This is a genomic window from Paenibacillus sp. FSL R7-0204 (assembly GCF_038002225.1).
GTDB lineage: Bacteria > Bacillota > Bacilli > Paenibacillales > Paenibacillaceae > Paenibacillus_AQ.
The window spans coordinates 6,482,024-6,506,112 of the sequence record NZ_JBBOCA010000001.1 but is presented as its reverse complement, the minus strand read 5'-3'; the positions used below and the strand labels follow the sequence as shown (position 1 = coordinate 6,506,112).

Sequence of the window (24,089 nt, the reverse complement as noted above, 5' to 3'; positions counted from 1 at the left end):
ACTTCGCCTAAGCGAGAGCGGTGAAATCAATTAGGTTCGGGTTGGCGGTGCAGTGGCTGGCATTGAACGAAGACATATCATGATATAAGCGGAATCAAAAAGCCTGTTTGCAGCTACCCGGTCGTATAATTTTTCCATTTCAGGGCACGATAAAACCGCAGGATTTTGATTTCTTTAATGAAGGAGAAGACTATGGTTGAAACATGGCTTGATGAATTAAAACAGAAATTAAACCATATGGATGATGCCGAAATTGTTGAGCTCAGAATGGGTACCAGTGCCTCAGTCCATCTTTTATACATAAAAACGTTAATCGATCCAGAGCGTTTAAACGAGACGATTATTCAGCCACTTCATCGTTCTGCTTGCAGTTCGCTTTCTTCATGCATAACCAATGCCAAAGTTTCGGAAGTTCTATCGATCGAAGATGCTGAGCAAAAAATAATGCAAGGATTTATTCTTCTAAACGATTCAGTCAACGATCAGTGGTTAGGCGTCCAACTGGAAAGCCCTCTTGGCCGGGCAGTTGAACCTTCCCAAACGGAAACTGTTATATATGGAGCGAAAGACAGCTTCAGTGAACAAATCGATAAAAACATTACAATGTTGCGCAGACGTTTACCTATAACTACATTAAAAACGGAAAGCTTTACTATCGGTTCACTGAGTAAAACGAAAGTTGTGTTACTGTACATAGACGGTTTAACTAATCCAGAATTTGTTTCCCTTGCAAGAAAGAAAATTGAAAGTGTGGATTTCGATCAATTTTTAGACTCCTCTCAGCTTGCAGCTTTTATTGAAGATCATAACCATACGGTCTTTCCGCAGTTTCTACAAACGGATCGGCCGGATGCCTGCGCCTACGCCTTAGGTGAGGGAAAGCTGACGCTATTGGTTTCCAATTCACCGTTTGCTTTAATTGCTCCCATTACTTTTTTTCATCTACTCCAATCTCCGGAAGACTACTTCCTTCGTTGGCCGGTAGCCAGTTTTTTACGTTTAATCCGGTACGGAAGTTTTATTGTTTCTTTGACGATGATTCCTTTTTATGTTGCGTTAACGACATTTCATTACCAAATGGTTCCACTGCCGCTTCTTTACGTATTATTGGAATCGAGAGGCAAATTGCCCTTTACTCCGTTTGCGGAAGGATTTTTCATGATCGTAACGCTGGAAATCATCAAAGAAGCAAGTTTGCGAATGCCGACCAAAACCAGTCAAACTTTAGGGGTTATCGGTGGTATCGTCATTGGACAAGCTGCTGTAGAAGCAGGCTTTGCCAGTAAAGTATTGATAGTGTTGATGGGGATATCCGCTATTGCTTTCTTTTTAGTTCCCAATTATCAAGTTACAAAATCCATGGTGCTGATGCAAATTCTTCTTCTTGTCCTTGCATCGTTTCTTGGGTTGCCGGGAATCGTGATCGGGCTGATCGGGATTCTTGCACATCTCCATGCATTAACGTCATTAGGTCAACCTTATTTAGCACCGATTGCTCCTTTTTATGGAAGGGATTGGAACGATCTCTTTATCCGCGGCCCTTTAATTTGGATGAAAACGCGTCCGAAATATCTAAAACCACTACGGAAATGGCGACAGGAGATGAAGAAGTGAAGAGTTTATCCTTATATAATCGAACAACTTCCACCCCTGGCGGCATCTATTTCGTTCTATTAGTGAATCGCATGCAAATGCATTATTTTATTTTAATCATGCCGGTTTATTTGGTTCATTCGTATATGGTGTGGGGCATTGTCGTGATGGGGCTACTGTCTCAGCTTAATTTGATGATGATGTCCAAATGGTTTACTTCCAGTTATGCAGCGAAAGGCTATCAAGGATTTTTACAGCTTTTCGGGAAACGGCCGGTTCAAGTTTTCGCAATATTTGGATTTTTAATAATATTGTTAAAAATTTCAATCATCACACTGGGATACATTGAAATGCTTCATAATTTTATTTTTCCATCTATGGATACAAGGTGGCTGATCCTATTTATTCTTTTGATCAGCTTATATGTGGCTTCACATGGAATGGAGAATACATTGCGTTTTGTCGTCATCGCCTTTCTTTGCGGGGCTTGGATCTCAGTCATGTTTATTCCTTTTTTCTTCCAACTGGATACCAATTACCGCGATTTGTATCCTCTCATACCCACCGAATGGTCAGGACAATCATGGCAAGGTTTGTTGTTTATTTGGTCGGCATTTTCCGGTCCGGTATATTTGGTTTTTATGGTTCCATGGTTAAGCTCCAATAAAAAAATATCGAAATACCTGGTTATTGGAAATATGATGTCGATCATGGAATATGTATTATTGTTCATTGCTTCGGTATTGTTTTACGGATCGCACTACTTACGCAAGATCGATTTTCCGATAGGCTATATGGGAAGCTACATTCAAACGAGCGGTTTAGAACGAATCGATTACATCCTTATCTCTTTCCATATGTTTAATTATGTGTTTGACATTTCAATTCTTCTGTTGTGTTTTTATGGAGCCGGAAGAATCTTTATGAGAAAAATGAAAGAACGCACAACTCGGATTGGTTTATTGTCGAGCTGGTTCGTCATTTTGATAAGCATCATCTTAATGGATCAATGGTTATGGCAAACGGTTCCGGGTCAAAAGATGTTACTGAACCTTCAAATCTGGACCGGCTCATGCATTTATTTACTTATTCCTGCGATCCTTTTCATTGCAGTTAAACGAAAGGAGAGTATGTAGGGATGGTACCATACAAGCACTATGGTTTATTGGCGGTTGTAAGCCTTATGTGGATGGCCGGCTGTTCTTCCCCATATGTCGAGAACAATAAGATCGAAGAGATTGCTCCGGTAGTTTTCTGGTCGGTTGACAAGGGGACGGAAGGAAAGTTGAGAATCAGCACTTTAGTCCCCCCGCTCATCCAAGAAAAAAAACGTCTTCTCTCCAAGGAAGTCGATCTGTTAAAGCAGGGAGACCAGAAGTTTAATTTAATTTATTATCGGGAATTAAAGCAGGGGCAGCTGCGAATGTTATTAATTAATGAGGAGCTGGCAAAACAAGGAGGCATTGAAAAGCTGATCAATACCATACTGGTTGATCCTGATATTTCAATGCGTGTCTATTTGTTGATTGTCAGAGGCGATTTTGATGAATACATAAAAAATCAATTGACGGTGCAAGACAACCAGGATTATTTCCTTTATCGGATGTTAAAGCATTACGAGGAGCATAATCAAGGTGAAATGAGCATCGTCAATATTCATAAATTCATGAAGAAGGTATATTCTCCTTTTAAAGATCCGGTCCTGCCGGTTTTTCATTCGGATAAGGACAATTTCAATTACGTAGGAACAGGCATCTTCCAAAACGATAAAGAAGTAATGGTCATTCAAGACGTGGACGATAATATTTTTCAACTTCTGGATAACAATCATTTCCTAAAAGTCTTGGCCATTCCAAAGCTATCTATCAGTTTAGGACGGATTCGATCCAATGTTCGGATGAAACTATCGAGCGACTATTCATCCTTGTCCTTACATGTGGGATTGAAAGGAAGAATTGAGGAATACCAGGGAGAATTGAATATTCAAAGTGAGGAACAATTGGAACAATTAATTCATGAAATTGAGGTCTACCTTGAGGAACAAACGTCAGATTTATTAAAACGAATGCAACGTTGGAAAGTCGATCCCTTAGAGGTCGGAACCCATTCGCTTAAGCCGTTTTCTAAAGAAATAACGGATGAGCAATGGCTGAAACATTGGGAGAATATGAGAATTAATGTTGACTACGACATCAAAGTACATCCTTTGATTAATGGAGCGGTTGATGTGTTTCAAAACAAGTAAATCGTTCCGAGCCGCTTAAGAGCGCATGATACCTTTGCTTTGCACAAATTCAGCGGGTTAATTGAACAGATTGTTATGCTATCGGGGCGAATCCGCTTTTCGCCTTAACATTGCCGGTTCCTGCTCAGCCAGTTCACCTACTCGTTCCATCGTATTTCCCTGTATTTTTATTTATGAAAAAGTCGGATGAGTGCGGATATTTCTTCTAGGGTTTCTTGTTGACCATTCTTTATCCACATCATCCAAATTTCAAAAACACCGGCGCTCATAAAATGAATCCAATAATTTCGTTTCGCACCTGTCCAGTCTGGAAAGGGAGTAAGCTCATCATAAAATTGGGTAATATGAGTTTTGAAGATTTGATAATGTAGCCCTGTGTAATCACTCTCAATGGCCAATCGAAAATCATCAGAGAATGTTAGAAAAAAGTTGGTCAAATCTGTTATTTTTTGCTCGTGATTCTTTTTGTTCGCAATTTTATTGAAAATATCTGCAAATTTGGGCTCGTAGTACTCCACTAATACCTGTTCAAGACTTTCATAATTTCTATAGAAGGCCATTCGGCTGACGCCGGCTTTTCTAACGAGTTCTGAAATCTTCAGCTCTGATATTCTATTCGTTCGTAATAGCTCCAGCAATGCAATAGTAATCCATTCTTTGGTGTCTTTTTTAATAATTTGTGCGTGATCCGTTGCTGCCATTACACTTCCTCCATTCTGTCACACATGCTTGTTTCTTGCTTGCTATTGATAATGCCTGGTCCTATTATAGTGTAAAAAGCGTTACAAGTGTAACGCTACCTGAAGGGAGCATTTACGATGGCAGACTCTAGCAAACCTGTGGTGCTGGTGACCGGAGGTTCAGGATTTATCGCGGTTCATATTATTGTGAAATTACTGGAGAAGAAGTATCGTGTGCGGGCAACCCTTCGTACGATGAGCAGACAAGATGAAGTGAGAGCCATGATCAGGTTGGGCGGAGTGACAAATATGGAGGATTTGTCTTTTGTTCAAACGGATCTGACTTCTGATAATAACTGGAATCATGCAGTCGAAGGAGTGGAGTATGTCATCCATGTGGCTTCTCCAACCCCCAATAGAATATATAAGGATGAGAATGAAATGATTGGGCCGGCACGTGAAGGTGTTTTGCGGGTGCTGAGAGCAGCGCGTGATGCAGGGGTCAAGCGTGTTGTTTTAACTTCTGCCTTTGGAGCGATTGGTGTGGGACATAAGCATCACATGGGGCCCTATACCGAAGAAGATTGGTCCAATACAGAAGACAAAATTCATCCTTATCAAAAATCCAAGACACTCGCTGAAAAAGCTGCCTGGGATTTCATTCAACAAGAAGGGAGGGGTTTGGAATTTGCAACTGTAAATCCTGTGGGTGTGATGGGGCCGATTCTAGGCAACGATTATTCACATTCAAATGTGATTGTCCGCCAGATGCTAGAAGGCAAGCTGAAGGCTGTCCCCAAAATTTATTCTGATTATGTGGATGTTCGAGATGTTGCAGAACTGCATATTCTGGCAATGATTCGTCCTGAAGCAAGTGGAGAGCGGTTAATAGCTTCCAGTTCAGAGAATCTCTCCACCCTTGAAATCGCAAATATTCTGAGAGAAAATCTAGGTGAAGATGCGAAACAGGTGCCCATGAAGGAAACTCCAAACCTTATCGTTCGCGCTGCGGCGGTTTTCAATCCTAAATTAAGAATGATTGCATCACTCTTGGGCCAAGATATGTCAACGAGTAACCAAAAAGCCAAACGTTTACTGGGATGGGCACCACGCCCGGCGGAAGAAGCAATTGTAGCCACAGGCAAAAGTATGATGAAGGTTATCAAGGGACAGATGAAGGTATAAGTTATTGCGGGGACAATTTGCGTTTAACAACTGTCCCCTTCTATGTTAGATCCCCTGCACAGATCCCACGTTTTGGCAATCCTGCATTCCTCTCACAAATGTCATTCTGGACATCATTCCGTAGGTCTGACAAGATAATGAATAAGGTGTTTCCCAAAGATGTAATATGAAAAAAATTCTACCCAGAGGAGGAGACGTTCCTTAGCGTCACACACCAATCATGCGAGTCAATCGATTACTCTCCATGCTGCTGATCATCTCCGGTCAAGGTACGGTAACGGGCAAGGAGCTTGCCGAGCATTTCGAGGTATCCTTGCGGACGATCTACCGGGATATCGAGAAAATAGGCGAAGCCGGCATCCCGGTGGCATCGACCAGCGGCAAGGGCGGAGGATACTATATTATGGACAGCTATAATGTGAGCAACCTCTTTCTTAATGGGGACGAAGCTCATACGTTTGTAGCTGTAATGAAGAATTTACACGGCTTGTTTGGCCGGAACGAAGCTTTTAATGACATTCTGCTAAAAGTCGAACATACCTATAGGCGGGAGCCGGGTAAGGATAAACTGACTCTGGATCTGTCCCATTTCAGCATGGAGCAAGAGATTAAGGAGTACCTCGGGATCATAAGCGAGGCCATCACGGATAACAGGCTGCTAGTGTTCGATTATATCAACAGGGATATGGAATACCTGGAGCGAACGGTAGAGCCGGGCTGGATTGACTTTCGTCACGGCCATTGGTATGTGGTCGGCTTCTGCCGGGTCAGAAAGGACTACCGCAGATTTAAGCTCGTGCGGATCAGGCAATTGGAGCAGGGGCTGCCGTTTGAAAAAAGAGAGCTGTCGGCAGAGCGGATCGCCGATGTCATTGAGCACAATTATTCGCAGGCGGGCATACAGGTTGTGTTGAGATTCACTTCGCGAATTGGCGCGCAGCTTTCCGAGTATTTTGAGAAAGAGAAGATTAGCCGGGGTGAAGATGGCTTCTATCTCGTTACGGATACATTTCCTCATGAGGAGGGTCTGCTGAAGTTCATTTTAAGCTTCGGCAAGGAGTGCGAGCTGCTGGAGCCTCGTGAATTACGGGCGGAGCTGCAGCAATATATGCAAAATATGCTTCTATCCTACAATGACTGACCCCCTGGTGTCAGTCATTGTGTTTTATAGTAGGGATATCGGCTGGAGAAATACATAACGCCGCTATAACTAGGTTAGGAGTGAACCGACTAGATGAAAGCCTGCATTTTGGACGAAGATGTCAATGAATGGGGTACGAAGGACACGCGGACAGAACTGATACACAAGCTGCACAGATTGGAGGAAGAACAGTATATCCTGCGAGAGGGAGAAAGCATCCAAGACTTTACCGATCTGATGCTGCGGCATATTGGTGACCCGGAGCCTGAGCTTCGTGAGCATATTTATTCTACCTTTTACATATGGCTGAAGCGCGATAATAAGTTCACAGATGGGGAAATGCGGCATCTATTGACTGTCCTGATGGACGACCGGCATTTGTTCTACCGGATTGGAAGCGAGGGCGACCACAGCGTACTCACCAGGGCATTCGCGGTTCTGCCGATCGCTCTTATTATGCAACGGGACCGGATTCAACCATTCTTGACGCCAAAAGACTTCCAGCATCTAAAGCGCTCGCTGCTTCGCTACTATCAGGAGGAGAAGGACCTGCGCGGTTATCTGGCAGCCGAAGGCTGGGCTCATGCCGCAGCTCATGGGGCAGATGCCCTGGAGGAGCTGATCCGCTATAAGGAAAGTGACATTGAGGTGCAGCACGAGGTGCTTATGGCGATTACAGGAATGCTGCATAACGGTGTCCGGATTTTTGACGAGGAGGAAGACGAACGTATGGCTAACGTTGTGGACACGATGATCAGTGAATCGCTGCTACCACAGCAGGAGATTGCCGACTGGATTCATAGCTTGGCGCAGTGTACGGAATGGCCGGATACACGCGCACAGAGAGTTGCCAGAGTGAACGGGAAAAATATGGTGCGCAGCCTGTATTTCAGAACACTTGCCCGGCATGACTGGAATCATCGGAGACTTACCAGCGCCATGCTGGCGGCTGAAGCAAAATTAAACCGCTTTAACGGGGCAAACCCTGCATATGGAGGTGATGAAGCTTGAGTACTCACTATTATTTCAGTTGGTTTAATGATTTTTTACCAGAGGGGCTGGTTGAGTGGTTGCAGGAGGATCTACAAGACAGACAATCGCTTGTTATGATTAGCGCTCAACCCTCTGATTATGAAGACGGGCAGATTAACTTTGAGGATATAACGGAATGGACATGGCTCCATCAGGCTAATCTTATGTTTAAGGAGAACCATTTCATCGATTACCGCATGCCGAAGGATGAGGCCCGGCAATGGATTCAGAACGCGTCGGTCATTTTTCTATGCGGCGGAGATCCTGTTCAACAGAAAAACTTTTTGGCGGAATATGAATTAACCGATGCGATTAAGAACAGCAATGCCGTTATCTTGGGGGCCAGCGCCGGTTCGTTGAACATGGCTGCCAAATGGGTAACCTCGCAGAGCGCCGATCATACCGTTGAAATAGATACGATTCATGATGGGTTGGACTTTAATCCTTTTGCCTATGAATCTCATTCGAAACGCGATTACGCCTCTTTCGTTCAAGGCTACCTGTTCCCCTTATCGGAGGAGATCGATGTATATGCGGCAGAGCAGGAGAGTGCGATTCGTGTAAAAGACGGCGCAATTGAAATAATGGGCCCGGTATATTTAATATCCCGCTCGAAGATTCAGAAAATAAGTGTATGATTACGAAACAACCACAGAACCATTCGAAATACAGTCAGCGATTGAAGAATTGCTAAAGGTATCCATGCACGTTCAGCCTTTGGAGCTGTTTCGGTTAGAGACAATCTTCCAATCATCATCGATTCAATATTTGAGGTTGAAGAATAAAGGAGAACCCAGGAGGATACTTTGGAATGCCGCTCATCCAGGCACATACTACGTTTGGTGGGAGTGTTAATCTAGGAACTGTGCATTAAACCTTTCTTCGAATAATCACACACTGGGCTTATGTGCATATAATTAATGATGTGATTATTTGCATTTCTGGAGGTTTAGCTCATGCATAGGATTTATCCGTATTGGTTTAGATCACAATTCGTCCCCGTTTGGGCCACTACAACACAAGAAGCACTTGAATTAATGAGGAATGCCGTACAAGGTGAACGAAATGATGAACTTTTTTATGATCAACTCATCAGACTTGCCCCGAACCAAGAACAAGTTGAAGTGATTACCTCTATTCGGAATGATGAAAGAGGACATAATCAAATGTTCCGACAAATGTATAAGGAATTAACAGGGCATGAAGTAACAGGAGTTAGCAGCGAACCTCCGGATAATGTTAATTCTTATATTGCCGGGTTGCAACAAGCCTTCCAAGGTGAATTATCTGCTGTTGAGAAATATCGAAAGATATGGTTCGGTCTTCCGTACGGCATTTACAAGGATACTCTGTATGGCATTATTCTGGATGAGCAAAAACATGCGGCTAAATATAACAATCTCCTGCTACAAAACTTAGCTGCAAATCAGTTCTGATCCTACGCACGAAGAGGTCTCTTTACTCACAGGGAGTGGAGGGGCCTCTTTGCAGATTAATAAGCATCTAGTGTTCACTAGCCGTATCTGGTGTAGAGTACAAAGTCCTGTAGGGATATCTTATACAAACATTGGAGATTGTTCCTAAGTATATAGCGGAGGATCCAATGGTAGATGTGTGGAGTAGAATCAGCTCACCTTAATATTCAATTCTAGATTTTAGCTTTGCTCAGGAATAATAACATCTTCAGTGGGTACCATATGGAAAAACCAAGTTTATGCTATCCTCGAGTGTCCTTTCATATCTAATTAAGAAATTCAAACCTGAACAGTAACATCATTAGAAAAACACGAGGAAGTGGCATACACGCCTCGTGTTTTTTCTGTGTCACCCTAAATCACGAATGTTTATTGCAAAAATGGTCGATATAATCAGAACATTGTCCAGGTTCATCTTCCATTACGAAATGACCAGCTTTTGGAATGACACGTAGACAGGCATGGGGGATATCCTGGACAAGCCTCTTTGCATAAGCGAGGGGCTGCCATTCATCTTCCTCCCCCCATAGAATTTGAACGGGGACCTTCAGTTTGGGTAAATCTGTTTTATAGGATTCAGTATATTTTGCATTATAGTGAGCTACCTGATGGGAGAAAAAAGATGCTTTACCTAATAGACCGGCATGGGGTGCAAGATATGCGTCTAGTGTATCCCCTGTCATGAGGTCTTTATTATAAACTGCCATGGGTAACTGTTTTTTTAGCATGGTATCAAAATCAGTACGGGACATTTGTTCAACCCGTTCGAACTGTTCTTCAATAATTTTCTTCCAGGTTGGTGAGGGCCACGAATCATAGCTGGGGATGTTGAGTAACGTGAGCGATTGTACACGCTCAGGTTGTTCCTGAGCCAATTGGAGGCCAACAATTCCACCTAGATCGTGGGCTGCGACATGTAAACGATCCATTCCGAGTTCGTCTAAAAGCTGACTGAACAGAGTATATTGTGCTGCCACAGAAGTATCTGCTTCGAGTGGTCTTTCGGATGCTCCATATCCAAGAAGGTCATGAACGTAGATTTTATACCCTTTTTGAACCAGAGAGGGTATTACTTTTCTCCATTCATAGCTATAAGACGGTGTTCCATGAAGGAGCCATATGGGAGAGCCTTCTCCGTATTGCTCATAAGCAATTCGATATCCATTGATCAACATGGATGACGTTGCTGCTGTTTGCATGGTGATTACTCCCTTCTATAAACGATTGAGATTAATTTAGCTCTTATTGAGTTACATTGAATATAAACGATTGCATTCTATTAGTAAAATTGATAGTTTATATGTAAACAATCAGTTTTGATGATGGTAAAAAGAAGGGAGCCAATGATGGAAATACGTCATTTGGTAACATTTATTGCGATTGTAGAACACAAGGGATTTACCAAAGCTGCTGAGCATCTTGGATACGCGCAATCTACAATCACATTGCATATCAAGGCATTGGAAGAGGAGATTAACTACCCTTTATTTGATCGAATCGGTAAGCGGGTTATTTTAACGGAGACTGGGAGAAAATTGTTGCCACATGCCAAAAAAATGCTTGACCTGTATCATATGATTAAGGAAGTGACTGCTGCGCAAGGGGAATTATCGGGTAATATCGTTATCAGTATTGGGGAAACTTTGTTGATCTATCGTTTTCCGCCTATTATTGAAGAGTTCAAAAAATTACATCCCCATGTCAATATAGAATGGCACCAATTAGATTCCGTACATTATAAAGAGAATTTGATGCAAGGTAAAAGTGATATTTCCTTTATGCTGGGGACAGAGGTACATGACCCCAATTTGTACAGTGAGAAATTGGCTGAGGAGCCCATGATGTTGTTGTATCCAAATTCATTTGAGCTACAACTGGACATTGTGCAAAGCAATTTACTTTTTACCGAAAGAGGTTGCGATTATCGCACATTGTTTGAACAATGCATTGAGGAGTATCAGTTAGGGATTACTTCCAATATTGAATTCTGGAGTATTGAAGCCGTGAAACAATCTATATTGAGTGGTATGGGCATATCCTTGCTACCTCGAATTACGGTAGAGAGGGAGCTGAAGGAAGAAAAACTTTCAGGTCAGCAGTATAAACAGAATCTAGCTACGCAGTTGTTATATCCCAAAAACAAGTGGATCTCTCCTCAAGTAGAAGCTTTTATTGAGATCGTTAGAAAGCATGCCTCCCTCTGGTAAGAAATGAGAAGAGTGTTGATAATTATTCGGATTCAATTCAAGTATTGAACTAACGAAGAACGTTAGTCCAACAACACAGCTGCAGTCTATGACTTTATTTTCTCGTTCAGATCTGCCGCCATTTAAAAAGCTGACTCTCCCATCTACTTCACAGTTTGCGTCTACTATTCACTGGTCCGTATCTAGAATTTAAGAACACAGGAGGAAACCTTGGAATGGACTTTCGGTTGAGACTTGATGGTGCTTTAGATGAAATCTATGAACCTCTATGGAAGCTCAGGATTCAGCTCACTGATGAAGAAAAAGCACTGCTCCGAAGCAAAAAGGTGCGGCGGCTTCATTACATTCGGCATGGAGGAGCTTCTTTCATCAATACCCACCATACCTACAGCCGCTTACAGCATACGTTAGGTGTATTTGCGCTTACAGCGCATTTTGAGCCGGATAATCGTACGTTGCGGGCAGCTGCATTGCTGCATGATATCGGACATGCGCCTTTCAGTCATACACTAGAATCCCTTCCAGGCGTGGATCATCATGAATGGACGCGGGAGGCCGTATTTTCACAGGAGATCGTTGACATCTTAGCCCATGCGAAAATTCGTACGACAGATGTTATGGACTATATTGATGGTTCGAAGCGTAGCCTATTGAGGAACAAGGACGGAATTCTTCATGCAGATCATCTGGACTCCTGGGTCAGAAGTGCATTTGTCGGCGGTTATCTGACTATTACAACTGGGGAACTTTTAGAAGAGATGAGCTATAGAAATGGAAGTCTTCAGTTCACACTGGAGGCTGGCAAGCAGGTCACCGAGCTCATATGGGAAGAAGCCCGTATGCAAGCTTCCCCGGCTAACATCGGCGTAAACGCGATCATGAGGAAACTGGCTGGCCGCGTAATACATAAGGATGAAATTGAAGCAGCAAAGTTGCCGGCCATGACGGATACACATATTGAGCAGTTGCTTTGTAGTGATCCGGACACACGGGAAGAGTATGAGCAGTTGCTCATGGAATCATGGCGAATTCGCGTGTCGCGGGAAAAGCCAGCTTTTCCAGTGGAAACGGCAGTTTTGAGTAAACTCTATCTCGCGATGCCGCTCATCCAAGGTGTTGTGATCACTGAATATTCAGATGAATATTCGCAAGACTGCCTCGCCACGATCAACCAACTTACAGAGCTGCTAGGCACCTACTACGTTTGGTGGGAGTGTTAAGATATGACGAATCCAGAGAATTTAACTTGCAAAGCATGTGGAAGTACTACCTTTGTAAAAGGTGAAGTGAACGCAGTGGATGCTAGAGTGATGCCGATCGGTAAAACTTTTTCTTTTGGCTCCCCGGTTATCTATACATTTTGTAAAAAGTGCGGAGAAGTAGCCTCCATTAGAATTAAAAATCCGGATAAATTTTGAACATAACAGGAGTGAATTTATATTGATATTCTTTAAATTAAAGCCCCTATTTAAATTAACTGCTCTGGTTCTTACTGTCTTTGGCTGCAACGCGCTTATTATGAGATTATTTTTCTAATGATCTTTGTTCATTTGATACTTCGCTTTATGCGTCATTCTGGAGCCCATTTGGATTAAGCAGTGATAGTTGTTTCGTGTGGCGAGCAAGCCCCAAAGTTCGGGTAGTGTAATTTAGTTTTATTCAACTTCCACCTGGTTTTTAAAGATGCCTGTTTGTATAATTATTCCATACACGGCTAGCCAAGAGGAGAAGTGAATTATGCACATACAGACAGAACGCCTTAGCATTGCTGCTTTTAACCAAGAAAACTACATAAAAGTATCAGAAACCTATTGTATCAGAAATCATATCATTAACTATTTGGATAAGCTTAAAGGGGACCCTGAATTATTAGGCTGGGGTGCGTGGTTTGTGACCTTAACGGATAATCATCAAATTATCGGTGACATTGGATTCAAGGGAAAGCCCGATCATCAAGGAATTGTAGAAGTTGGATTTGGCCTTATTCCTGAGATGCATAATAAGGGGATAGCCACTGAGTCGGTAGGAGCTATTATAGAATGGGCCTTATCTTCAAAAAAAGTCCAAAAAATTGTGGCTGAATGTCTTATCGATAACATTTCATCTATCAGAGTTCTGGAAAAATTGAATTTTACACGAACTGGAATAGAGGACGGGATGATTAACTGGGAATTAGTAAATGATCAATTTAGAGGTGATTCCGCGTGACCCTTCAAGCTGTATTTGTGGATCGAGATGGGACCTTGGGCGGGAACGGCCATTTCATTCATCCCAGGGATTTTGAATTATACCCATACTCATTAGAAGCATTGCAATTACTCAAAGAACATGGAATTCCTATTATCGCCCTTACAAATCAGCACAATATATCGAAGGGGCGGGCTACAGAATTAGACTTTAGGAATGAATTTGACAGTTACGGATTTGACGCCGCATACATATGTCCGCATGAACCCGAAGACGGCTGTGTATGCCATAAACCGCAACCTGGAATGCTTCAGCAAGCGGCAACTGATCATGGATTAGATTTAACCCGGTGTGCGGTGATTGGCGATGTGGGTTCGACTGATATGCTTGCAGCGGCAGCAGTGGGAGCCAGAAGAATTCTGGTAGAGACAGGCTGGGGGATGCAGTCTTTGGATAAATACCGTCACCTGTGGTATGAACAGGCAGAACCAGATTACATCGCGAAAGACCTTCTGGATGCGGCAAAATGGTTGGTTAGCACAATAAAGCGGACCACGCCTGAGTAGAACTGCGTTGTCCGCTTTTTTCGGAGCAATAGCTTAGGATTTCACCTCTCCCGGAATCTCAAAAAACACCTCTGACTCCATACCCTTCATTCCCAAAGTAGTCTTTTTGCCGTCAAGCTCAATGAATCCGTAACCCGATTCTCCAATATGGCCCATGTAATGGTAGAATACGACGCGGCCCGTTAGTTTGGGGAGAGTGCCGTCCTGGTTGGTAATTTGGTAAGGGAGAAAGAACAGACCGCTTGCGGCTTTACCCTTCCAATCGAAGGTGGCGGTCCACTTGACTTCGCTATGGTCCCCCACAATCTCATAGTAGGAGATACTGTTACCCCCGGATAGGAAAAATTTGTCGGCCCTTCCCTCCGGGAAATAGTAGTCGAAATTGCCTCCCTCTACGCCGCCCACTTCAAATTGTTCAAGCGCGCTAACTCTGGGTAGTTTCAGGGCTGCGGTCCGGGCTTCAGCCAGATGGGAGGAGGCTAATTGCTGTTTAAGCTCTTCACTAGGCTTGGAGGCTACGAAGACGATCCGTTGTTTGGGATTCCACAAGACATAAGCCCCGGTGGATTCAGCCATGAAGCGCAATGGAACCATCACCCGCCCTTTTCGGATGGCCGAAGCCGCTTCGAGTTTCACTTCCTGATTACCGATCTTTGCTGTTCGTTGGCCTGCCACTAAGGTGACGGTCTGTCCGTCCCGGGTAAGCGTGACTGTCTTCGAGGCGTTGTTCCATTGGATGGAACTACCGGGTATTTTTTGGGCCAACTGCAGTGGAACCATCGTAGTCCCATTCGTGATATACGGAACTACATCTGTATCTGCAAAAGAGTTGTTCATCAAGATCTGAATAGCAGATGAAGCGGCCGAAGCCGTTCCCGTTAAGGCATTTCCAGTGAATAGCAGTGACGCGATAAGCCATCCGGCAACGCCTCTTTTCAATCTTGTGTTCACTTTTGCATACCCTCCTTAATCCAACTTATGTTTTATTTTTCCTTAAAATTTAGACGCACGAGAGAGGAGAAGGTTGCTATAAGTTAAGCTTGTGAGCTAATCTATATCGCAGTTTGCGCCAACGTAATACGCTGTATCATTATAGGGAGGGCTTACAGTGGAAGTAAACAATCGTATTATCAAGCATTACCTGAAAAACGTTCTGTTTATAAATGGAACAGCCTATGCTGGAAAATCAACGATGGTAAAAATGCTGGCCGATAAATATGGGTTAATTCATTGCGGTGAAAATTACGATTGTGTACCCGTAGGCATACCCACTCCAGAACAATATCCAAACTTATGTTATTTTCAAACGATGAAAGACTGGCAAGAATTTATCAACAGAACACCAGAGGAATATGATAATTGGATTAAGGGGTGTACGCGAGAGATCGTAGAGTTTGAGATAGCGTATCTTATGCACATATCCCATTCGCAAAAGGTTATCGTCGATACTAATATCCCGTTTGATATATTACGAGAGATAGCAGATTATAATCAAATTGCGATCATGCTGTCCCCGCAGTCCATGTCAGTTGAACATTTTTTTGACCGTGATGATTCGGATAAAATGTTCATCAAGGAACAAATAATGAAAGCTGATCATCCGGAAAAAACAATGGCGAACTACCTTGCCTGTATGGCTAAAATGAATAGCAAAGAGCATTATGACCAATGGGCTAATAGCGGCTTATTTACAATCGTGCGAAAAGACACAACAACTGACACAAAGTTGGAAGTGCTTGAAGTCCTTGCGAATCACTTTGGATTAACGGTCCTCTAACCACTTGCTATAAATTTTCGGAGTTGAACTCCTTTAGGCGGATCAAAGGCTTTTTCCTCTGAGTTCCTTTTTTCGTTGTGGTATGTCCTTGTTCGTCCGTTCGCCGCTCTATAAATTGTCCGGTCAGATAGTTAATGTCATCCTCGTCCGATTGCTCTATGATAGTGGCTCCTGTAAAGTAGCTACCGCTCGTGTAACCGATTAAAAACCAATCCTTATCTTGATACCGGAATCTATATTTGTTATACCATCTCCAGTTGCTGCCCCCATAATCGCTAACCAGGACAGATCCCCGGTCAATGGTCAAGCTATCAAAAGGATCGCCCCAGATGCCGCCCTCATCCGATTGCAAAACGACATTTTTGGCGATGATGGAGAGGGTGTACGTATTATTTTTGCTGCCAAAAGCGATTAAGAGTGATCGTGGAGACGCCTCTTCCTTAATCGCATCCTTCTCAATAACCGCTGCAAGATCTGAAATCCCATCTTTATTCAAATCTCCTTTGGCGATGGCCTTTTCTCCCAAGTATGGCTCCAAAATATGCCACCCGGCCGGAATCAACGCATCCATGCTTTGTGCTTTAGCCACTGGCGTTGGGGATGGAGTGGCTTTGCATTCCGAGGCTTGAGCTTGAGAGGGAGCAGTATTTCCCACTAGACCGCTTAAAAGTGCAGCAGAGATGGAAGTTACTATTATTTTTTTCATCGAGTCTACTTCCTTCCCATGTTCTACGAGGATTCTTCCCTCATGATGCTTACATTCCTACCCAGTATATCGAATAGTCTCTTAATTTAAAACGCAGTGGATAAGACAAAAAAACTACAAAATTGAAAGAAGTTATAGTTATACAGAACCTATCAAATGGGTTAAAATAGAAGGAGAGGGCTCGGTGCGAATGCCAAGCTCCCATGAAATCTCCGGGGGTTTCGCACCTCAGAATTTGTCGAAAGTTTATAAATAAGAGGATAGTCTTTAAAAGCCAAGGGTGGTTGTATATCTTTTCAAGATTAGAATAAGCGGACAGATGGTGAATTAATGCGGGAAAAGCATGGGTTACACTTTTTTCGCTGTCGCACTCTACACGAGTGCGTGGATTGAAATATTCCGGTGAGCCGCGCACATCGTAGTACTCAGAGTCGCACTCTACACGAGTGCGTGGATTGAAATATGCCAGTAGATAAAGTAATGATACAACCTCGGCGTCGCACTCTACACGAGTGCGTGGATTGAAATAAGGATTACCTGATAACATTCACTACTATCACCTGTCGTACTCTACTTGAGTGCGTGGATTGAAATGATTGAATTCGTGGTCTATGGAAAATACGCATTGTCGCACTCTGTATGAGTACGTGGATTGAAATATCTTTGGGATATCCTCTATAGGAGGGATCTCCTCTTATACAACATCACAAACACACTTCATTTATCATTTTTATGTGCGAATACCAACCTGGGACTTTAAAAAATACAAAAGGAGACTCAATTTCCTAATTGGATTTTTTGTAAATCAGTGTCCACTAGCAAAGAGGGAGGGGTGCCGAAGCAGATTTTAACTTCTCCAGATAGCCATGATATTGCAAAAGTGACTGAAGATTATTCTGCGCATGAACTAACAGTTACTCAAGGGAGATATTGTGGGGGTTAAAGCACTTAAACGAATGGACTTACTGTAAGGCGGATAATAAAGTATACGGTTGGGTCCCAACTTTTTGTTTAGCTGATTTACAAGAATCTGGTTAGCCCCTACTCATAAGTAAAAGCACTGAATATCTGCGCAGCCGCAGGACTCAGTGCTTTTTTAATCCTATTCTATTTCTTCAGGCGTATCTCAAATAAATCGTTAGGACTAACTTCAAAATAGAGACACAACTTCATGATTAACTCTGCGGATATTTTCTTTTTATCCATGTTGGTGTTGTGCACCAATTCCATAATGGTAGTTCTTCGATGCCCTATCTCATTAGACAGTTTAAGTACTGAGATATTGTGAACTTTTTTAAATTTGGTCGAGTTTAAAGTGCAATGTATATTTATCAAATTCCACAGGGGTCCTCCTACATGAAAAAATACACTTCTAAAGTGCACATTAGAATAATGTTGATACCCATTCCCTTAATGTAAATGGTACAAAGAATAGATATCTAAAATGTTATCCAAGCCATCCAACAGCTCCCTAACCACTGGGTCTTTCGCCGAATCACCAATACTGGAGTAAGCATAGATTGGTTGAACTGAAGGGAGAGAAGTGATGAAATAGTCTTCGGGTAACTCATAGGTATGGTTAATATTTGTGAGTTGTAAGTTGTACTGCTTGGGGCTTGGAGTTTCGCCGCTGATGACTTGGTCGATGGTAAGGCGGGGTATCCCTGTCTGTTTTGATAAAGACAGTTTAGAAATCCCTCTCAACCGCAAGAAGATCACCATGTTATTAGAAATTATCTCCCTGTGCTCAAAAAAATTGATACTCACTTTTTACACCCCATTGTACTTAATATACTTTATATTATAAAGGAACATTGAGAATATACGGGAGTACATACACAAAAAAGAAGTTAGTTTCAGACTATTTTGAATCCACGCATCCATTGGAGCGGCTAAGCGCTATTTATAAATTATCCCATATTTCCTGAGCTGAAAATAGAAGTGTGGGAATCACTCCCCACACCCTCCCCACCCCCCGTACATATCCCACAAGTGAGTATCCGACCCGGACCCTGTCATGTTAAAATAGGAGAAATGTGTACATCCTAGTGTGAATTTAATCGGGGGGCAACAGGTGAGAGCGTTGAGATTGAGAGATTACATGGGCCCTTCGGAGACTTCGGCGCACCGGCAGGCGAAGTGGGTCAAGCGGTTTCTGTATACGTATTGGCTGGTGATTGCTCTGCATTTCCTGGCCCAGCTGGGGTCTTTTGTCTGTTTGCCGTATCCCATGGGAGCGAATGAGTTCTACTATGATGTGCTGCTCTATCCGACGCTGCTGATGAGTGCGGTGGTCGGGTTGACGCAGCTGGTGGATGTTGCGGCACCGAAGTATTCCTTCGTGCTGCTCTTTGTGGCGGGGACGATTATAGCGATGATGATTATTCACCTGAATATGGACATCCGGATTATCGGGGCGTTGATGCTGCTGCCGATTATGGCGTCGGCGATCTTTTTCCGGCTGGATCTCACCTTGTTTACGTCTGCCCTCCAGGGGGCCGCATTCTTCATTCTGTATCGCTGGGATTACTGGTTCAAGTATTATCTGACGGATTTCGACCTGATTGCGATCCCGCTCTTCCTGCTGGTCGGCACACTGGTCGCGGGGATTATTATCATTAACGGGCGTGAGCTGGCGAGCGATCTGGAAGCTACCTTAACGGCCAAGCAGGATCTGATGATCGAGAACGCGGTGATCCGCAAGCTGTCGACCACCGATGCGTTGACGGGGCTGTATAACCATATTTCTTTTCACGAATTCTATGAAAAAGCGCTGGAATACGGCAGCCAGGGCGCCCCGTTCCATCTTGCGCTGGTGGATATCGATAATTTCAAGCAAATTAACGATAAATATGGACACCGTACGGGGGATCTGGTGCTGGCCCGGGTTGCGCAGATCATCAAGGACCATCTCTCTCCCGCAGACATTGCTGCCCGCTACGGCGGCGAGGAGTTTGGGGTGTTGCTGTTCGAGAAGAGCTTCGAGGAGGCTTATACGCTCATGGATTGGATACGCCACCAACTCTCAGAGACGCTCCATGAAGAGATGGAGCGCGGGGCGGTGACCGTCAGCATTGGCCTCAAGAGCTATGACGAAGGCACCACCAAAGAAGCGCTCTTCGAAGAAGTCGATAATCTCCTCTATACGGCCAAGCACTCCGGCAAAAATACTACGCTGACCCCGTTGACTCAGCGGATTGTGGTATAGATTACTCTACCGGAGGTTCACCCTCCGCTGCTTTTTTGCGTGCCCGGAACCGCCGGACCTTCATCAGATTCCCGCACAGCTTGTCGTCGCAGTACCGCTTCGAACGGTTGCGGGTATCGTCGTAATAGACCCAGAGACAGTCGGGATTCCCGCAAATGCGGAAGCGAGAAGGTTCCTTCTCCAGCAGCGCAGCCGCAAACGAGGCGGTAATCTCCGCCATAATCTGCCCCCAGTCCGCACCCTGCGGCTGGAGGGAGATCTCTGCGTCACCTGCAGGCGTCCAGACCACACGGCGAACAACCGGCCCGTTGCCCATGTAAGTATTTAACTGCGCGAGCAGTTCTGTAGACGGAGACTCTCCCGCGACCAGCCGCTGCAGCTCGTCCCACAACAAGCCGCGCAGGTCTTTGAGCTGCTCCAACTCCTCCAGCCGGGGAGGACCTGCCGCCGGCAGCTTGTGCTCCGCCAGCCATTCCGCCAGCCACTTGGGGTCCTCCAGCCGGTCCTGGTCCGTGCTCCGGTCACTAGTCCGCCAATTCCGCCAATAGCTGTTCATGAAATCTACCCACAGCAAGCTTCATCTGTCCTTTCGCGTTACCTTTCCTTTGATTGTAACAGTTAAAAACAAGTTATGCTAGTTACTTGAACCGCTCCGGCAAATATGTTACAGTGCTCGTGTAACTGTTATTGGGGTTGTTTAGTCGTTACAAAATCATTCGCACCCACAAATTACAGGAGGGATTCAGATGGAAAATAAAATTAGCGATGTGCTGGTCGAGAATTGGGATTATGTGATGGATGTAGAGGATTGGCAGCCGCCGCTGAGTGCGGCGCTTGAAGGTGTGAATAGTGAGCAGGCTCTCTGGAAGCCTGAGGGAGCGGCGGGCAATTCGATCTGGGAGAACGTTAACCATCTGACGTATTATAAGGAGCGTCTGCTGCGCAAGCTCAAGGGAATGGAGAAATTGCCTGATCTGGAGAGCAATGATGCTACATTCACTGTAACAGGAAGCGGGGAAGAGGACTGGAAGCAGGCGGTAGACAAGCTGAAGTCGATTCATGCCTCGCTGCGCGAGATAATTGTAGCTCTGGAGGAAGGCGCTTATGAATGGGGAGGCTCCGGGCATGCACCGGGCGAAGAGGTCATGAGCCTGATTCTGCATGATGCCTATCATACGGGACAGATTGTGCTGGTCCGCAAGCTTCAGGGCTCCTGGCCGGGCACCCGCCGTTTCGATTAAACGGCACAGCCATATTTTACAAGTAATCTGTTCGTCGTCGGCTCTGTTTCAGCTCCAAACCCCCGGGTTAATGGAAGACATACACAGCTATTAACGGAGAGGAGAGATTGAGGATGGAGCCGAATTACAAGGACAGAAGTGTTGAGGTTGAACGGACAGAGGTGCACCGCAAATCGGATTCCAGTCTGGTCGCATCCACGTTCATTAAATATGCAGCTTACATTATTATCACCTTCGGAGTTCTGTTTTTCCTGGTGAAATACGTATTCCCGATGTTTAAATAAGCCGGCTGCCAAGCGCAGACTTGGCCGGATTCACGCCAAAAAGCCACGATCCCCCTCAGGGGGTCGCGGCTTTTTGTTCAAATACAAGAATGAATAGGTTTCACGCTATACATTATCCTTCTTTTCCCGCCGAAACGGTACCGTCCTGTAAAAGGACGGCAATGCCGTTTCCACTTGCATAACCGTTATACGTTCTTCTGGATCATCTCGTGGGAATCGGCGGTATTCCGGTAAAAGAACCAGCATTCATTCAGCAGTCTAATCTGACGGCAGTCCTTCTTGAGATAGGCCTTCATGAGCTGTTGGCGAAGCCATTGTGGCAAGGGTACCCCTCCTCTGCATGCTTCCTGTGTATAGATAGCATATGGGGGAATTCGCCCAAAGGTGCACGGTTAGTTTCAGGTAGCCAAGCCGAATTTCACAAGGCCGCCCCGAACCGGCGTTACTGCACCCGTTCTTCTTCCTCTTCATACCATTGTTCCAGCTGGGCCTGGAGCGCCCGGATTTCGGTCAGTAGTGAGATCAGCGGGTAATGCTCCTCCTTAATGGAGGCAAAAGCCTGTTCCAGCCGGTTAATATACGCCAGCCCCGACTCCAGGTGATGCTCTTCGCGCAGCAGCTCCAGCGCCTCGCATTCGGCTACCGCCCTCGGCAGTCCGGGTACATTCTCGGCAGTCAGCTTGTCGATTTCTTTGTTCAGGCGAAGATTGAGGGCGCTTAGCTGGTAAGCATACTCCTCCGGCATCTCCACGAATAGCAGTTCCTGATCCTGCTGCATAATTACGTAACGCATTTTCGGCATCTTTCATTCTCCCTCCGGACTTGTCTTCCTTCTTGACAGTGTAGCCCATGGGCAAGTTACAATTCAAGTAGAGATCTGATTTCCTTGAGGAGAGGACCGTGAAGGAACGCTATGACAAGTATGAGCAACGAAGAGCTGCAGCTGTGGATTGAGCAGGTGTCGCTGAACAGCTTTGGCGTGCCTTTCCGGCATACGGCGAGCTTTAACAGCAGACTTACGACAACCGGGGGACGATATTTTACCAAGAGTCATAATATAGAGATTAACCCCCAGCAGCTGGCGATGTACGGACGGGAGGAGACGGAGAAGATTATCAAGCACGAGCTCTGCCACTACCACCTGCATCTGGCGAAGCGGGGGTACATGCACCGGGATGCTGATTTCAAAACACTGCTGGCCCGCGTCGGCGGCAGTCGGTATTGTCAGACCCTGCCTGGTGCCAAGGCCCGCAAGCCGCAGCCTTACCGGTATAAGCTGGTATGCATCGTCTGTGCCACTGAATATCTGCGTAAGCGCCGGGCCGATCCCGGTAGGTACCGCTGTGGTAAATGCTCCGGCAAGCTGAAGCTGATTGCGTTAGAAGCGGGCACGGGTCCGGCTACTTAATTTTTGATAACCAGGCCTAGTAGTCCGGCAAAAGAAGCCGCCTGCTCCGCAGAGATGATGCAGCCCTCCAGATCCTGAAGATCCACCAGCAGGCCAGTGAACTCGCAGTCGCTCAGGTCAACGCCCTTCAGCTTGCATCCTGCCAGCGTGGCCTGCTCCAGATTACATTCCGAGAAATACAGGTCTTTCAGGGTGGACTGGTAATAATCCGCGCTGACCAGCGAGCTGCGCTCGAAGGAAGCCCCTTTGAAGTTGGCGAAACGGAAGATCGCGAATTCCCCGATACATCCGGTGATGGATACATTTTGAAATCGTGCTCTGGTGAAGTCTGTACCGATCATGCGGCAATCCCTGAACTCGGACCGGTGTATGAAGGCGTCGCTGAAATCCACATTGGACAGGTCGCAATGATCGAAGACCACATCGGTAAGCTCAATGCGCTGTAGTGAGGATTCCGTGATGGTGACGTTTTTGAAAATAGTCTTGTCGAAAGCTACCCGGGTAGCCTCCTGATATTCAATGAGCGCTCCTTCGATGAGACAGCGGCTGAATTCGTCTTTGGAAGCAAGGGTGTGAATGTCCTGCGGTGTAAGTAGCCCGGGATCTGGGATTCTGGGTGGTTCTATCTTGTTACTCATGTCGGCCTCCTTGGCAGTTCTTTATACTTAATGCTATTTAATCTGGCCCATGTCCAGGTTGACCCGGTAATTGCCATACTTCAGTAATTCGTCCAAAAAAGCGGTCAGCGCGTCCTGATCCACCGTACGCACCCGCATCCAGTAACAGCCCTCCCCGCTGATGCGGTACACCTCGGTGACACTCTCATGGGTCTTCGCAAAAGCCTGAAAAGGCGGATGATCCTTGTTGCTGCTGAGAAAAACCGTTATAAAGGCATGAATGCTCTGACCCATCCGCAGCGGGCTATAACGGATGGTGTAGCCTTCAATGATGCCAAGCTCCCGCAATCTGCGGACACGTGCGCCTACAGCCTGGCCGGTCAGATGGACCATCGCCCCGATATCCTTATGGCTTAAAGTGGAATCATCGATAAGGAGCTGGAGGATGCGGTAATCGGTATTGTCGATGAGGTAAGAGGTCATTTCCTTGAATTCCTTTCCGGCTGAAAGCAGAACATAACAATCTCTTTCGCGGCA

The 24,089-nt window shown here is 45.1% G+C and carries 29 protein-coding genes; 18 read left to right on the top strand and 11 right to left on the bottom strand.

What is annotated here, in order from left to right:
* The first annotated feature begins 192 nt into the window (after window positions 1-192).
* From MKX42_RS28180 to MKX42_RS28170, 3 genes are read left to right on the top strand one after another with little or no spacing between them, the layout of a single operon-like run.
* Window positions 193-1,614 (top strand): spore germination protein, encoded by a 1,422-nt coding sequence (locus MKX42_RS28180; RefSeq protein WP_340756332.1) that lies wholly within the window; start codon window positions 193-195, stop codon window positions 1,612-1,614.
* Window positions 1,611-2,729, top strand: a complete 1,119-nt coding sequence (locus tag MKX42_RS28175; RefSeq protein ID WP_340756331.1) for a GerAB/ArcD/ProY family transporter — start codon at window positions 1,611-1,613, stop codon at window positions 2,727-2,729. The genes MKX42_RS28180 and MKX42_RS28175 overlap by 4 nt, the downstream gene beginning before the upstream one ends.
* Window positions 2,730-2,731: 2 nt before the next feature.
* Window positions 2,732-3,838, top strand: a complete 1,107-nt coding sequence (locus tag MKX42_RS28170; RefSeq protein WP_340756329.1) for a Ger(x)C family spore germination protein — start codon at window positions 2,732-2,734, stop codon at window positions 3,836-3,838.
* Window positions 3,839-4,005: 167 nt separating this feature from the next.
* Here MKX42_RS28170 and MKX42_RS28165 read toward each other — a convergent pair whose 3' ends face one another.
* Window positions 4,006-4,539: a TetR/AcrR family transcriptional regulator gene (locus MKX42_RS28165; protein WP_340756327.1), complete on the bottom strand. Its 534-nt coding sequence runs from the start codon at window positions 4,537-4,539 to the stop codon at window positions 4,006-4,008.
* Between the two features lie 117 nt (window positions 4,540-4,656).
* On the opposite strand from MKX42_RS28165, the gene MKX42_RS28160 reads away from it, so the two are divergent.
* From MKX42_RS28160 to MKX42_RS28140, 5 genes are all read left to right on the top strand, one after another.
* A complete protein-coding gene (locus MKX42_RS28160) occupies window positions 4,657-5,703 on the top strand; it encodes an SDR family oxidoreductase (RefSeq protein ID WP_340756325.1) in 1,047 nt (348 codons plus the stop codon).
* Window positions 5,704-5,923: 220 nt separating this feature from the next.
* A complete protein-coding gene (locus MKX42_RS28155) occupies window positions 5,924-6,844 on the top strand; it encodes a helix-turn-helix transcriptional regulator (RefSeq protein WP_340756323.1) in 921 nt (306 codons plus the stop codon).
* 93 nt (window positions 6,845-6,937) lie between these two features.
* On the top strand, window positions 6,938-7,855 hold the full coding sequence (locus tag MKX42_RS28150; protein ID WP_340756321.1) for a DUF2785 domain-containing protein: 918 nt from the start codon (window positions 6,938-6,940) through the stop codon (window positions 7,853-7,855).
* Complete coding sequence (locus tag MKX42_RS28145; RefSeq protein ID WP_340756319.1) at window positions 7,852-8,514, top strand: Type 1 glutamine amidotransferase-like domain-containing protein; 663 nt, start codon at window positions 7,852-7,854, stop codon at window positions 8,512-8,514. The genes MKX42_RS28150 and MKX42_RS28145 overlap by 4 nt, the downstream gene beginning before the upstream one ends.
* A gap of 318 nt (window positions 8,515-8,832) precedes the next feature.
* Window positions 8,833-9,312, top strand: a complete 480-nt coding sequence (locus MKX42_RS28140) for a ferritin-like domain-containing protein (RefSeq protein ID WP_340756317.1) — start codon at window positions 8,833-8,835, stop codon at window positions 9,310-9,312.
* Between the two features lie 398 nt (window positions 9,313-9,710).
* Here MKX42_RS28140 and MKX42_RS28135 read toward each other — a convergent pair whose 3' ends face one another.
* On the bottom strand, window positions 9,711-10,550 hold the full coding sequence (locus tag MKX42_RS28135; RefSeq protein ID WP_339254156.1) for an alpha/beta fold hydrolase: 840 nt from the start codon (window positions 10,548-10,550) through the stop codon (window positions 9,711-9,713).
* A gap of 144 nt (window positions 10,551-10,694) precedes the next feature.
* Here MKX42_RS28135 and MKX42_RS28130 point away from each other — a divergent pair, with 144 nt between their 5' ends.
* From MKX42_RS28130 to MKX42_RS28110, 5 genes are all read left to right on the top strand, one after another.
* A complete protein-coding gene (locus MKX42_RS28130; protein ID WP_340756316.1) occupies window positions 10,695-11,558 on the top strand; it encodes a LysR family transcriptional regulator in 864 nt (287 codons plus the stop codon).
* A 215-nt stretch (window positions 11,559-11,773) separates the two neighbouring features.
* Window positions 11,774-12,778, top strand: a complete 1,005-nt coding sequence (locus MKX42_RS28125; RefSeq protein ID WP_340756315.1) for an HD domain-containing protein — start codon at window positions 11,774-11,776, stop codon at window positions 12,776-12,778.
* A 3-nt stretch (window positions 12,779-12,781) separates the two neighbouring features.
* The gene (locus MKX42_RS28120) at window positions 12,782-12,976 is read left to right on the top strand and encodes a hypothetical protein (protein WP_155991303.1); all 195 of its coding nucleotides are present in this window, start codon (window positions 12,782-12,784) and stop codon (window positions 12,974-12,976) included.
* A gap of 319 nt (window positions 12,977-13,295) precedes the next feature.
* The gene (locus MKX42_RS28115; protein WP_340756312.1) at window positions 13,296-13,766 is read left to right on the top strand and encodes a GNAT family N-acetyltransferase; all 471 of its coding nucleotides are present in this window, start codon (window positions 13,296-13,298) and stop codon (window positions 13,764-13,766) included.
* Window positions 13,763-14,311, top strand: a complete 549-nt coding sequence (locus tag MKX42_RS28110; RefSeq protein ID WP_036723327.1) for an HAD-IIIA family hydrolase — start codon at window positions 13,763-13,765, stop codon at window positions 14,309-14,311. The genes MKX42_RS28115 and MKX42_RS28110 overlap by 4 nt, the downstream gene beginning before the upstream one ends.
* 33 nt (window positions 14,312-14,344) lie before the next feature.
* On the opposite strand, the gene MKX42_RS28105 is transcribed toward MKX42_RS28110, so the two are convergent.
* Window positions 14,345-15,262, bottom strand: a complete 918-nt coding sequence (locus MKX42_RS28105) for a stalk domain-containing protein (protein ID WP_340756311.1) — start codon at window positions 15,260-15,262, stop codon at window positions 14,345-14,347.
* Window positions 15,263-15,419: 157 nt separating this feature from the next.
* Between MKX42_RS28105 and MKX42_RS28100 the strand changes: the two genes are divergently transcribed.
* The gene (locus MKX42_RS28100; RefSeq protein ID WP_209876386.1) at window positions 15,420-16,088 is read left to right on the top strand and encodes a hypothetical protein; all 669 of its coding nucleotides are present in this window, start codon (window positions 15,420-15,422) and stop codon (window positions 16,086-16,088) included.
* A gap of 7 nt (window positions 16,089-16,095) precedes the next feature.
* Here MKX42_RS28100 and MKX42_RS28095 read toward each other — a convergent pair whose 3' ends face one another.
* The 3 genes from MKX42_RS28095 to MKX42_RS28085 all read right to left on the bottom strand — a co-directional run bounded on the left by MKX42_RS28095 (window position 16,096) and on the right by MKX42_RS28085 (window position 18,561).
* Window positions 16,096-16,794 (bottom strand): hypothetical protein, encoded by a 699-nt coding sequence (locus tag MKX42_RS28095; RefSeq protein ID WP_340756310.1) that lies wholly within the window; start codon window positions 16,792-16,794, stop codon window positions 16,096-16,098.
* Between the two features lie 1,107 nt (window positions 16,795-17,901).
* Window positions 17,902-18,024 carry a hypothetical protein gene (locus tag MKX42_RS28090; protein ID WP_340756309.1) on the bottom strand — a complete coding sequence of 41 codons (123 nt, stop codon included), beginning with the start codon at window positions 18,022-18,024 and terminating at the stop codon, window positions 17,902-17,904.
* A 180-nt stretch (window positions 18,025-18,204) separates the two neighbouring features.
* Window positions 18,205-18,561 carry a hypothetical protein gene (locus MKX42_RS28085; protein WP_340756307.1) on the bottom strand — a complete coding sequence of 119 codons (357 nt, stop codon included), beginning with the start codon at window positions 18,559-18,561 and terminating at the stop codon, window positions 18,205-18,207.
* A 322-nt stretch (window positions 18,562-18,883) separates the two neighbouring features.
* Between MKX42_RS28085 and MKX42_RS28080 the strand changes: the two genes are divergently transcribed.
* Window positions 18,884-20,002 (top strand): GGDEF domain-containing protein, encoded by a 1,119-nt coding sequence (locus MKX42_RS28080; RefSeq protein ID WP_340756305.1) that lies wholly within the window; start codon window positions 18,884-18,886, stop codon window positions 20,000-20,002.
* 1 nt (window position 20,003) lies between these two features.
* Here the strand turns inward: MKX42_RS28080 and MKX42_RS28075 are convergent, their stop codons facing one another.
* Entirely contained in the window at window positions 20,004-20,576 is a 573-nt protein-coding gene (locus MKX42_RS28075) for a CGNR zinc finger domain-containing protein (protein ID WP_340756303.1), read from the bottom strand.
* A gap of 172 nt (window positions 20,577-20,748) precedes the next feature.
* On the opposite strand from MKX42_RS28075, the gene MKX42_RS28070 reads away from it, so the two are divergent.
* Window positions 20,749-21,243: a DinB family protein gene (locus MKX42_RS28070; protein ID WP_340756301.1), complete on the top strand. Its 495-nt coding sequence runs from the start codon at window positions 20,749-20,751 to the stop codon at window positions 21,241-21,243.
* Between the two features lie 113 nt (window positions 21,244-21,356).
* Window positions 21,357-21,527, top strand: coding sequence for a hypothetical protein (locus MKX42_RS28065; protein WP_200869223.1), 171 nt, complete (start codon window positions 21,357-21,359; stop codon window positions 21,525-21,527).
* 185 nt (window positions 21,528-21,712) lie between these two features.
* Here the strand turns inward: MKX42_RS28065 and cmpA are convergent, their stop codons facing one another.
* Window positions 21,713-21,850: a cortex morphogenetic protein CmpA gene (gene cmpA / locus MKX42_RS28060; protein ID WP_143804182.1), complete on the bottom strand. Its 138-nt coding sequence runs from the start codon at window positions 21,848-21,850 to the stop codon at window positions 21,713-21,715.
* A gap of 119 nt (window positions 21,851-21,969) precedes the next feature.
* Entirely contained in the window at window positions 21,970-22,329 is a 360-nt protein-coding gene (locus tag MKX42_RS28055) for a hydrolase/acyltransferase (RefSeq protein ID WP_340756299.1), read from the bottom strand.
* A gap of 120 nt (window positions 22,330-22,449) precedes the next feature.
* Here MKX42_RS28055 and MKX42_RS28050 point away from each other — a divergent pair, with 120 nt between their 5' ends.
* Complete coding sequence (locus MKX42_RS28050; protein WP_340757870.1) at window positions 22,450-22,935, top strand: SprT family protein; 486 nt, start codon at window positions 22,450-22,452, stop codon at window positions 22,933-22,935.
* Here the strand turns inward: MKX42_RS28050 and MKX42_RS28045 are convergent.
* Together MKX42_RS28045 and MKX42_RS28040 are read right to left on the bottom strand one after the other, a co-directional pair.
* On the bottom strand, window positions 22,932-23,573 hold the full coding sequence (locus MKX42_RS28045) for a pentapeptide repeat-containing protein (RefSeq protein WP_340756297.1): 642 nt from the start codon (window positions 23,571-23,573) through the stop codon (window positions 22,932-22,934). The genes MKX42_RS28050 and MKX42_RS28045 overlap by 4 nt on opposite strands.
* Window positions 23,574-23,606: 33 nt before the next feature.
* Entirely contained in the window at window positions 23,607-24,035 is a 429-nt protein-coding gene (locus MKX42_RS28040; protein ID WP_340756296.1) for an Lrp/AsnC family transcriptional regulator, read from the bottom strand.
* Between the last annotated feature and the right edge of the window lie 54 nt (window positions 24,036-24,089).

Excerpts from the sequence above, each read along its gene's own strand:
- MKX42_RS28155 (WP_340756323.1), top strand. The coding sequence starts at position 5,924 with ATGCGAGTCAATCGATTACTCTCCATGCTGCTGATCATCTCCGGTCAA.
- MKX42_RS28135 (WP_339254156.1), bottom strand. The coding sequence starts at position 10,550 with ATGCAAACAGCAGCAACGTCATCCATGTTGATCAATGGATATCGAATT.
- MKX42_RS28120 (WP_155991303.1), top strand. The coding sequence starts at position 12,782 with ATGACGAATCCAGAGAATTTAACTTGCAAAGCATGTGGAAGTACTACC.
- MKX42_RS28115 (WP_340756312.1), top strand. The coding sequence starts at position 13,296 with ATGCACATACAGACAGAACGCCTTAGCATTGCTGCTTTTAACCAAGAA.
- MKX42_RS28040 (WP_340756296.1), bottom strand. The coding sequence starts at position 24,035 with ATGACCTCTTACCTCATCGACAATACCGATTACCGCATCCTCCAGCTC.
- MKX42_RS28055 (WP_340756299.1), bottom strand. The coding sequence starts at position 22,329 with ATGCCGAAAATGCGTTACGTAATTATGCAGCAGGATCAGGAACTGCTA.
- MKX42_RS28070 (WP_340756301.1), top strand. The coding sequence starts at position 20,749 with ATGGAAAATAAAATTAGCGATGTGCTGGTCGAGAATTGGGATTATGTG.
- MKX42_RS28090 (WP_340756309.1), bottom strand. The coding sequence starts at position 18,024 with ATGGAATTGGTGCACAACACCAACATGGATAAAAAGAAAATATCCGCA.
- MKX42_RS28125 (WP_340756315.1), top strand. The coding sequence starts at position 11,774 with ATGGACTTTCGGTTGAGACTTGATGGTGCTTTAGATGAAATCTATGAA.
- MKX42_RS28180 (WP_340756332.1), top strand. The coding sequence starts at position 193 with ATGGTTGAAACATGGCTTGATGAATTAAAACAGAAATTAAACCATATG.
- MKX42_RS28150 (WP_340756321.1), top strand. The coding sequence starts at position 6,938 with ATGAAAGCCTGCATTTTGGACGAAGATGTCAATGAATGGGGTACGAAG.
- MKX42_RS28130 (WP_340756316.1), top strand. The coding sequence starts at position 10,695 with ATGATGGAAATACGTCATTTGGTAACATTTATTGCGATTGTAGAACAC.
- MKX42_RS28165 (WP_340756327.1), bottom strand. The coding sequence starts at position 4,539 with ATGGCAGCAACGGATCACGCACAAATTATTAAAAAAGACACCAAAGAA.
- MKX42_RS28065 (WP_200869223.1), top strand. The coding sequence starts at position 21,357 with ATGGAGCCGAATTACAAGGACAGAAGTGTTGAGGTTGAACGGACAGAG.
- MKX42_RS28140 (WP_340756317.1), top strand. The coding sequence starts at position 8,833 with ATGCATAGGATTTATCCGTATTGGTTTAGATCACAATTCGTCCCCGTT.
- MKX42_RS28170 (WP_340756329.1), top strand. The coding sequence starts at position 2,732 with ATGGTACCATACAAGCACTATGGTTTATTGGCGGTTGTAAGCCTTATG.
- MKX42_RS28050 (WP_340757870.1), top strand. The coding sequence starts at position 22,450 with ATGAGCAACGAAGAGCTGCAGCTGTGGATTGAGCAGGTGTCGCTGAAC.
- MKX42_RS28095 (WP_340756310.1), bottom strand. The coding sequence starts at position 16,794 with ATGAAAAAAATAATAGTAACTTCCATCTCTGCTGCACTTTTAAGCGGT.
- MKX42_RS28160 (WP_340756325.1), top strand. The coding sequence starts at position 4,657 with ATGGCAGACTCTAGCAAACCTGTGGTGCTGGTGACCGGAGGTTCAGGA.
- MKX42_RS28045 (WP_340756297.1), bottom strand. The coding sequence starts at position 23,573 with ATGAGTAACAAGATAGAACCACCCAGAATCCCAGATCCCGGGCTACTT.